Source organism: Methylobacterium sp. FW306-05-D, assembly GCF_058782155.1.
In genome coordinates, this window is record NZ_JBYSXL010000051.1 from 24923 (window position 1) to 34072 (window position 9150).

Below are 9150 nucleotides of genomic sequence, written 5' to 3' on the forward strand. Positions count from 1 at the left end.
GCCACGCTTTCGGGCCCGGGATCGTCCGAACAAGCCGGGGCCGCGACGGTTTTTCCCGATGCGGCGGCGGACCGGCCGCGGGCGCCTCAGGCCGGGTCCGGTCCCGCCCTCTCCCCCTCGGCGGATCGCGACCGGGCGGACGTCGACGCCGTCGAATCCGCGGCCTCGGATTCCTGCACCGGCGATCCGTCGCCCAGCAGGGTCGGGCCCGGGGCGGCGCCGAGGGCGGGGCCGCTGCCGTCCTTGAGGGTCACGCCGGACAGGCCGAGGGCGAAGGCCTGGGTCAGGAGCCAGTCGAGCTTGAAGGCGGCCAGTTCGTGCGAGAGCCCGGCCGGGCGCACGTTCGAGATGCAGTTGCGCTCGGCATCCGAGCGCCCCACCCGCGGGCCGAAGGTGAGGTAGAGCCCGAGGCTGTCCGGCGAGGACAGGCCGGGCCGCTCGCCGATGATCACCACCACGGCGCGGGCCTGGAGCGCGGCGCCGATGCCGTCGCCCAGCGCCACCCGCGCCTGCGTCGCCACCACCACCGGGGCGAGGCGCCAGCCGGCCCGGTCGACATGCGGCTTGAAGGCGGCCAGGAAGCCCGCCGCCCCCTCGTGCACGGCCCGGGCCGAGAGCCCGTCGGCGACCACGAGGGCGAGGTCGATCGGGCCGTCGCCGCGTCCGGAGAGCGCCGCGGCGCCCGCCCCCGTCAGGGCGCGGCCGAGGTCCGGCCGGCGCAGGTAGGTCGCCCGGTCCGGCGCGGCGGAGGCCACGGGAATCGTCTCGAACCCGAGGGCCTCGATGCCGGCGGTCACCGCCCCGGCGTCGAGGGGCGTGTGCACCGCGTCCCGGGCCTGGGCATGGGCGAGGCCGAAGCGCAGGACCTCCCGGGTCGGCAGGCCGGAGCCGGCCCGGCCGAGGCCGATGCGGGCGGGGGTGAGTTGGGCGAGCCGGGCCCAGGGATCGGAGTCCGGTCGGGTCTCGTCGGCGGTGCGGTCGGCGCTCATGCGGCGAGACCGCGATCGGACAGGCCCGGCGTCGCCGCGATCAGGCGGGCGCTCGGCCCCTCCGGCAGCAGGGCGCCGTCCGCGTCGGTCAGGCCGATCCGCTCCAGCCAAGCCTCGAATTCCGGGGCGCGCTTCAGGCCGAGCACCTCGCGCAGGTAGAGCGAATCGTGGAACGAGGTGGACTGGTAGTTCAGCATCACGTCGTCGGCGCCGGGAATGCCCATGACGAAGGTGCAGCCGGCCGCGCCCAGCAGGGTCAGCAGGGTGTCCATGTCGTTCTGGTCGGCCTCGGCGTGGTTGGTGTAGCAGACGTCCACCCCCAGCGGCACGCCCATGAGCTTGCCGCAGAAGTGGTCCTCGAGCCCGGCCCGGATGATCTCCTTGCCGTCGTAGAGGTATTCCGGCCCGATGAAGCCCACCACGGTGTTGACGAGCAGCGGCCGGAACGGCCGCGCCACCGCGTAGGCCCGGGCCTCCAGGGTCTGCTGGTCGATGCCGTGGTGCTGGCCGGCCGAGAGGGCCGAGCCCTGCCCGGTCTCGAAGTACATGCAGTTGTCGCCCACCGTGCCGCGCTTGAGGGCCAGCGCCGCCTCGTGCGCCTCCTTGAGGATCGCCAGGGTGACGCCGAAGCCGGCATTGGCCCCTTGCGTGCCGGCGATCGACTGGAACACCAGGTCGACCGGCAGGCCCCGGTTCATCGCCTCGATCGTCGTGGTGACGTGGGTGAGGATGCACCCCTGCGTCGGGATCTCCAGGCGCCGGATCAGGTCGTCGAAGAGGTGGAGCAGGCCGCTCAGGGTCGCGACGGAATCGGAGGCCGGGTTGAGGCCGATCACGGCGTCGCCGCAGCCGTAGGACAGCCCGTCGAGGATCGAGGCGGTGATGCCGGCGGCGTCGTCGGTGGGATGGTTGGGCTGCAGCCGCACGGCGAGACGCCCCGGCAACCCGATGGTGTTGCGGAAGCGCGTGACCACCCGGCACTTGCGGGCCACCAGGATCAGGTCCTGGTTGCGCATGATCTTGCAGACCGCCGCCGCGATCTCGGGCGTCACCCCGGGGGCGATCCGCGCCAGGGTCTCGGAGGAGGCGGTGAGCAGGAACTCGCGAAAATCGCCCACGGTGAGGTGGGCGATCTCGGCGAAGGCCGCCGCGTCGTGGCCGTCGAGGATGAGGCGGGTGACGTCGTCGGCCTCGTAGGGGATCAGGGGCCGGGCCAGGATCTCGCTCAGGGGCACCTCGGCGAGGCACCAGCGCGCCGCCACCGCCTCCTCGGCGGATTCCGCCGCGATGCCGGCGAGCCGGTCGCCGGAGCGCACCGGCGTCGCCTTCGCCATCAGGGTGGCGAGATCGGCGAAGACGTGGGTCCGCGGACCGACGGTATGACGATAGGCCATGGGCAATGCTCCTGCGGCCCCGTCGCGAAAATCGAGCCACCGCGGCGGATCGATTATCTCACATCTTGGGGCGGCATGGGGAGCAGGAGTCTCTGGAAGATTTTCGTCTCCAACACGGCCTTCAGAACATGTCCGAAGACAATGAAGGGCAGGGAGAGGGCGCCAAACGAGGCCGGGGCGGGCTTCAGATTCAGCCCGAAGTTCACGACACTGGCGGCCAGCCCAACGATGAGGCTGGCGCCCAGGAGGGGAAGGGCCACGTAGAATCCGAGCCGGAAGAGGGTCCAGATTTGGCCGGCCGTTGCCCGAAAGGCCTCACGGACCGTGACATCGAAGCCGTCCAGGGCGAGGGTCGGTCCCATGACGAAGAGGCGCGTCGTCAGCCAGAAGGACAGCCCGCACAGGACGACGAAGACCAGGGAGTGGTACGGGAAAGAGACGTTCCAAGCCTCGGCCAGGAGGATGCCGAGGAGGAAGATTCCAAGGTTGTACGCCAGAAAATCCTTCCGCCGGACTACGTGCCTGACCCGGTCTCGAAGGCTGCCTACTGGCAGGCCCATGGCATAGCGATAGACCGCGATCGTGTAGGGCAGCACCAAGACCGTTGCGGCCAGATTGGCCAGGATACCGGGCAGACCCGCTGTCGGGTTTCCCGGTTTTCCCAACTCCGTCGTGATCAGCGTCTGGGCTTCGAGAAGGACTGCGACGAGTCCGGTTTCGGGCCAGAGGGCGCGGACCGCCCGAAAGGCCATCCGGTAAGCCGCCGATGTCGTCCCTCGTGGCCAATCAGGGTCCGCCATCGTGTGTCGTTCCATCGTCCCGGTCTGAATGAGGAAACGCCGTCTATAGGCTATGATCGTCCGGGCCGACGGAAAATACACATATTAACTGAATTTGTAACGTTATTCATCCTAGAATTGTAGTAGGGTGGGCCGACGCGCCGGCTGTTGGGGCTCAGTCGCATCACCACGGTCGTCGTGACCTCAGCCGGACTCCCCTTCCCGATGCCCTGGGATTCACACCTCTGGCGCCGTCCGGAGAAGGCGCGTTCCCCTCCCCCGGTCGGTAGGAGGGCCGCGTCGTTCGGACAGACGTGCATACGGTCGCTGCCGAAGCAGAGAGAGCATCCGTGCCGCGGGACGCTGCCGGACGTTCGGCCCAGCGCGACGCATCGCCCGAGACCCCTTTCGCCTCTGTCGGGGATCGGTGGAAACCGGTTGTTCCGAAGAGACGAACGACAGGAAGGGAATCGGGAGTCCGTCAGGTTCGGGAGGGACCTGACGGACTCTCAGGCCGCGCCCGCGTGCGGGGCCGGCTCCTCGGTGGAGATCGCGTCGACGGTGCGCTGGGGCGGGCTGCCCTGCCCGTCCGCGCGCACGATGCGGATCTGCTGGTTGACCGGCTGCATGTTGCCCCAGGGCGTCGAGAAGGCGATCTCGGCGGCGTCGCGGCCGACGCCGATGCGCACGAGTCCGTCGAGATCGGCCTGGCGCGTGGCGTCGAACAGCCACCAGCGCCCGTCGAGATAGGCCTCGAACACGGCGTGGAAGTCGCTCGGCACGAGGCCGTGGGCGTAGCAGCTGACGAAGCGGGCCGGGATGCCGAGCGCCCGGCAGAAGGCGGTGCCGATATGCGCGAAGTCGCGGCAGACGCCGGCCCGCTTCAGGAGACTCTCGTCGGCGGTGGTCTCGCCGTCGCTGGTGCCGGGCTGGTAGGTCAGGTGGTCGTGGATCCAGTTGCAGATCGCGTTGACGCGCTGGTGGCCCTTGGGCAGCGCCCCGAACTCGGCCAGCGCGAAGGGCGTCAGCCGGTCGGAGGAGACGAACCGGCTCGGCAGCAGGAAGGGCAGGATGTCGAGGGGCAGCTGCGCGATCGGCGTCTCGTTGATCGTCGCCGGGTCGGCCCGGTGCACGGTCAGCTCGACCTCGGCGGTGTAGTCCAGCGAGAACTGCCCCACCGGCACGTTCACGCCGAGATAGCGGTTCTGCAGGTCGGGCGTGACGTAGATGTCGCGCTTGAGGTTGGGCGAGAGGACCAGGCTCTCGCTGAGGATCTCGACGCTGCGCAGGCGCGCGACCTCGAGGTTGAAGATGAAGGTCGTGTCCGAGAGGATGTTGTAGGATAGATTGCAGCCCAGTTGATAGCGCACCACCCACTCCTTGCTGACGGGTCACGGCCCCCCAGCATAGCAAGGATCGCGCCTCCGGGGGCGGCCCCGCGCCGCCGATCCGCGAGCCCCGCACCCCGGGTTCCCTTCGGCCTTGCGGCCCCCGCGCCGCGGGTCCGCGTCAGCCCCGCGGCGCCAGGATCACGGTGAGCGAGCGCACCCCCTGCGCGCCGTGGATCAGCACGCCCTCGATGTCGGCGGTGGCCGAGGGGCCGGTGTGGAGCACCGCGTAGGCGGCGCGGGCGAAGTCCGGGCGGCGGTAGGCCGCCTGGATGTTCACCAGGATGTCGGCCGGGTCGAGCAGCACCACGAGGTGCTGGGCGAGGTAGGCGACGGCGTTCACCTGCAATTCGGCCTGGGTGAACAGCACCGAGCCGGTCTCGGCCACCCCGAACACCGCCCGCACGATGGCGACGTCGACGGCGGCGAGGTCCTGCGGCCGGGCGACGGCGGAGAGATCGCGGTTGCCCGCGATCTCGGGCACGGCGGAGGCGATGACCGCCGCGCCGTCCAGGCGCTCGCGCACGCTGGCGAAAAGGTCCCCGCCGGGGTTCGCCTCGGCGAGCTTGCCGCCCATACGCTTCAGGCGTTCGCCAAACTCCGCGACGTGGTCGTCGCCGACCAGCGGCTGGAAGAGCGGCACCTCCGGCAGCGGATGCGCGCCGGCCGGGCGGTTCCGCCGGATGCGCGCCAGGGTGTCTTCGCGGACGCTCATTTCCCGCCCTTCGTCGTATCGCCGCTCTTCTTGCCGCCCGCCTTCGTCATGCGGTTCTGCTTGTACCAGGCGTGGAAGGTCTGGCGCGGGGCTTCCGGCATCTCGCGGCCCTTCCCCCAGGTGTTGAGCGGGTTGTAGACGGCGAAGCGCGGCAGCACCTTGAGGGCGGAATCGGCGGCCCCGATGGCGGCGCGGTAGGTGGCCGGGCGGCTCAGCACCTGGCCGGCGGCCTTCATCATGCCCTGCTTGAGAAGCGGGATCTGGTGCTCCTCGGCCAGGACCTTGCGCCAGGCGAAGATCTGCTCGTGGATGTTGATCTTGACCGGGCAGACGTTGGTGCAGGAGCCGTTCATCGTGGAGGAGAACGGCAGGGTCGAGTATTTCCGCTTGTTGAAGGTCGGGTCGATGATCAGCCCGATCGGCCCCGAATAGGTGGCCCCGTAGGAGAGGCCCCCCGAGCGCCGGTAGACCGGGCAGGTGTTCATGCAGGCGCCGCAGCGGATGCATTTCAGCGAGGTCCAGAACTCCTCCATGCCGAGGCGCTCGGAGCGGCCGTTGTCCACCAGCACGTAGTGCATCTCGGTGCCCTTCCGCGGCGCCCGGAAATGCGAGGTGTACTGGGTGATCGGCGAGCCCAGCGCCGAGCGCGAGAGCAGGCGCAGGAACACGCCGAGATGCTCGATGCGCGGGATCAGCTTCTCGATGCCGATGGAGTGGATCTGGAGCTTGGGCACGTTGCCCGAGAGGTCGGCATTGCCCTCGTTGGTGCAGGTCACCACCGTGCCGGTCTCCGCGATGGCGAAGTTGCAGCCGGTCAGCCCCGCATCCGCCTCCAGGATGAGCGGGCGCGTGTGCATGCGCTGGCTCTCGGCCAGATAATGGGCGTCGTCGTTCTCCGGGTCGGTCCCCATGGTGCGGGAGAAGACCTCGGCCACGTCGAAGCGGGTCTTGTGCACGGCCGGCACCACCACGTGGCTCGGCTCCTCGTTGTCGAGCTGCTGGATGCGCTCGCCGAGATCGGTCTCGATCACCGCGATGCCGGTGCCGGCCATGTAGTGCCGGAAGCCGCATTCCTCGGTGAGCATCGACTTCGACTTGATCAGCGACTTGGCGCCGTGATCCTTGAGGAGGCCGTGGACGATGCGGTTGTGCTCGGCCCCGTCGGCGGCCCAGTGCACCTGGACGCCGTTGGCCTTGGCCTGGGCCTCGAACTCCTCGAGGTAGCGGTCGAGATGGCTGAGGGTGTGCGCCTTGATCTGCGAGGCGAGCTCGCGCAGCTCTTCCCATTCGGGGATGCCGAAGGCGGCGGTGTCGCGCTTGGTGCGCAGGTCCCAGAGCCTCGCGTCGTGCGCCTTCTGGTGCATGGGTGCCGCGAGGAAGCGCTCGGCGGCCTCGGCCTGGTCGATGGGCCGGTCGCCGCGGATCTTGGCGCCGCGCGGCTGCGGCTCCCGGGGCGCCTTCGGGGAGGCGGCTCCGGCCGAGATCGGCCGCGAGGCGCCCTCGGCGTGCTGCAGGCGCCGGCCGTCCTGTCCGCGCTCGCTCTCGTCGGTCGCGGCCATCACCTCCGGATGGATCACGCCGTCGCGCCGCGCGTCGTCGCGGGGCCGGACTTCGTCGGACGCGCTCATGCGGTCGCTCCATTGAGGATGCGGGCGATGTGGATGAACTTGAGGGGCACGCCGATCCGCTCGGCGCAGCCCTTCTGGTGCATCATGCAGGAGGAATCGGCCGAGACGACGTAGTCGGCCCCCGCCTGGGCGTGGTCCGAGACCTTGTCGTAGCCCATCTTGGCCGAGACGGCGGGCTCGAACACCGAGAAGGTGCCGCCGAAGCCGCAGCACTCGTCGGGCCGGGCCGGGGCCACGATCTCGATGCCCTTGACCTTCTTCAGGAGGTCGAGGGGCTTGGAGAAGAACGGCGCGTTCAGCTCGGACGGGCGGGCATGGTGGATGCCCCGCAGGGCGTTGCAATTGCCGTGGTAGCCGACCCGGTGCGGGAATTCCGCCCAGGGGAATGCCTCGACCTTGAGGATGTCGTGCAGGAATTCGACGAGTTCGAAGGTCTTGGCCCGCACGGCCTTCACCGCCTCGGTCTGCGGGATCGCCGTGAGGTGCTCGCGCACCTGGTGCACGCAGGAGCCAGAGGGCGCCACCACGTAGTCGAAGCCCGAGAAATTCTTGACGAACAGCGCCTCGGTGGCGGCGGCCTCCGCGTGGCAGCCGGTGTTGGTCATCGGCTGGCCGCAGCAGGTCTGATCGAAGGGATACTCCACGTCGAGGCCGAAGCGCTCCAGCAATTCCAGCGTGGCGATCCCCACCTCCGGCTCGAAGGCGTCGACGTAGCACGGCACGAACAGTCCGATGCGCATGGCGTTCCCTGGTCCCCCGCGCCCGCCGGGACGCCCCGCCGGCCGCATTGGAAATGTTCTACACTTGGGCCGGGTTTAGAGCATCGGGCCGGAAAGGGGAAACCGGATTCGCGCGCGCCCGTGAGAGCCCGTGAGAGCTTGTCGGCGCGTCCGCCGGCCGGCCGGATGCCTTGCGGGGACGTTGCGATATCTTGTCGAATCGAGGTCTTGTCGAATCGAGGTCTTGTCGTATCGAGATCCGGGCGTGCGGTTCAGGGGCGGGGTGGCCGCCCCGCCGCCCTCGCCCCGGGCCACCGCGGCGCCGCCGGCCGCTCAGCGCGGGATCGGGATTGGGCTCGGCGCCGGGGCGGGCGCGCCCGGGCCGGGCGCCGCGCTCATCCCCTGGTGTGCGAGGCCGTCGAGGCCGTCGAGGCTGCCGGCCAGGCCCCGGGCGAGCAGGCTCAGGGCGAGGGCCGCGAGGAGGAGGCCGGCGGCCTGGTTCAGCCGGGTCAGGGCGCGGCTGGTCACGCAGCCCCGGAACAGGGATACGGCGGTGTTGAGCAGGAGCCACCAGCCGAACGAGCCCAGGAACACCCCCGCGGCCAGCACCGGGAGCGACCCGGCCCCGGGCGCGAGGAGGCTCGGCATGGCGGCGAGGAACAGCACGGGGGTGACCGGGTTCGTCAGGGCCAGGCCCACGGCGCTGCCGTAGCTCGCCGCGAGGGTGCAGCGGCGCTCGCCCGTCTCCCGCAGCACCGAGACGCGGCGCAGCACCCGGATGGCGAGGGCGAGCAGCACCGCCCCCGAGACCACGGAGAGCAGGGCCGCGTTGGAGCCCGCCCGGGCGACGTCCGCCCCCCAGCGCCCGACCAGGGTGCCGTAGGTCAGGTGCACGGTGGCGACCCCGAGCCCGGTGGCGAGCCCGGTGGGCAGGCCCCCCGCCAGGGTGCGCTGGATGCAGAGGAGGCTGGTCGGGCCGATCGGCGCGGCGATGGAGAGGCCGAGGCTCGCGCCGGCGAGCAGGGACGTGGCGAGGACGCTCACGGCGCCCGGGCGGCGGGCTCGTCCGCCGCCCGGTCGAGGGGCGAGGCGCCGGCCCGCGACTCCGTCGCGGCGCGCTCGGCCTCCGGGCATCCGATCTGGACCCGCTCCAGGGCCGACGAGGCCTGGGCGCAGGCGAGCTCCGGCAGGTCGTCGAGCTCGTCGGCCGCGGCCGCCGGGACCAGCGGCGCGCAGGACAGGGCAAAGGACAGGACGGCGATGCCCGCGAGGGGGCCGAGGGCGGTTCCGGACAGGGGGCTGGTGCTGGTTTTCATGGCGGTTTCTCCCGTGGGCCGCCAGTCTAGGGACGGGCCGGATGCGGGCATCCACCGTCCGGCGGATGGCCTCGCCCCGCCTCCCGGCGCCCCCGCCCCGGGCGCCGGCCCGTGCCGGAAAGCGCCGTTCCTCCAGGGCGTTGGGCGGATGCGCCCCCGGCCGGACCCGCCCGCCGCGCTGCGTCCCGGCCCCGCGCCGGCCCGGTCGCGCGGCCCGGGCAC

Annotated in this window: 9 protein-coding genes; all 9 read right to left on the reverse strand. The window is 71.0% G+C overall.

Annotated elements, in window-relative coordinates:
* Window positions 1-86: 86 nt before the first annotated feature.
* Entirely contained in the window at window positions 87-989 is a 903-nt protein-coding gene (gene eutC / locus AC3WLN_RS16685) for an ethanolamine ammonia-lyase subunit EutC (protein WP_492483070.1), read from the reverse strand.
* The gene (locus AC3WLN_RS16690; protein ID WP_492483071.1) at window positions 986-2383 is read right to left on the reverse strand and encodes an ethanolamine ammonia-lyase subunit EutB; all 1398 of its coding nucleotides are present in this window, start codon (window positions 2381-2383) and stop codon (window positions 986-988) included. Before AC3WLN_RS16690 ends, eutC begins: the two co-directional genes overlap by 4 nt.
* A gap of 53 nt (window positions 2384-2436) precedes the next feature.
* A complete protein-coding gene (locus AC3WLN_RS16695; protein ID WP_492483073.1) occupies window positions 2437-3183 on the reverse strand; it encodes a hypothetical protein in 747 nt (248 codons plus the stop codon).
* A 488-nt stretch (window positions 3184-3671) separates the two neighbouring features.
* A complete protein-coding gene (locus AC3WLN_RS16700) occupies window positions 3672-4532 on the reverse strand; it encodes a transglutaminase-like domain-containing protein (RefSeq protein WP_492483075.1) in 861 nt (286 codons plus the stop codon).
* A 139-nt stretch (window positions 4533-4671) separates the two neighbouring features.
* On the reverse strand, window positions 4672-5265 hold the full coding sequence (locus tag AC3WLN_RS16705; protein WP_492483077.1) for a LutC/YkgG family protein: 594 nt from the start codon (window positions 5263-5265) through the stop codon (window positions 4672-4674).
* Window positions 5262-6893, reverse strand: a complete 1632-nt coding sequence (locus AC3WLN_RS16710) for a lactate utilization protein B (protein WP_492483078.1) — start codon at window positions 6891-6893, stop codon at window positions 5262-5264. Before AC3WLN_RS16710 ends, AC3WLN_RS16705 begins: the two co-directional genes overlap by 4 nt.
* Window positions 6890-7633: a (Fe-S)-binding protein gene (locus tag AC3WLN_RS16715; RefSeq protein ID WP_492483080.1), complete on the reverse strand. Its 744-nt coding sequence runs from the start codon at window positions 7631-7633 to the stop codon at window positions 6890-6892. Before AC3WLN_RS16715 ends, AC3WLN_RS16710 begins: the two co-directional genes overlap by 4 nt.
* A gap of 312 nt (window positions 7634-7945) precedes the next feature.
* Window positions 7946-8656, reverse strand: coding sequence for a LysE family translocator (locus AC3WLN_RS16720; protein WP_492483082.1), 711 nt, complete (start codon window positions 8654-8656; stop codon window positions 7946-7948).
* The gene (locus AC3WLN_RS16725) at window positions 8653-8928 is read right to left on the reverse strand and encodes a hypothetical protein (protein WP_492483084.1); all 276 of its coding nucleotides are present in this window, start codon (window positions 8926-8928) and stop codon (window positions 8653-8655) included. The genes AC3WLN_RS16720 and AC3WLN_RS16725 overlap by 4 nt, the downstream gene beginning before the upstream one ends.
* Window positions 8929-9150: the final 222 nt, after the last annotated feature.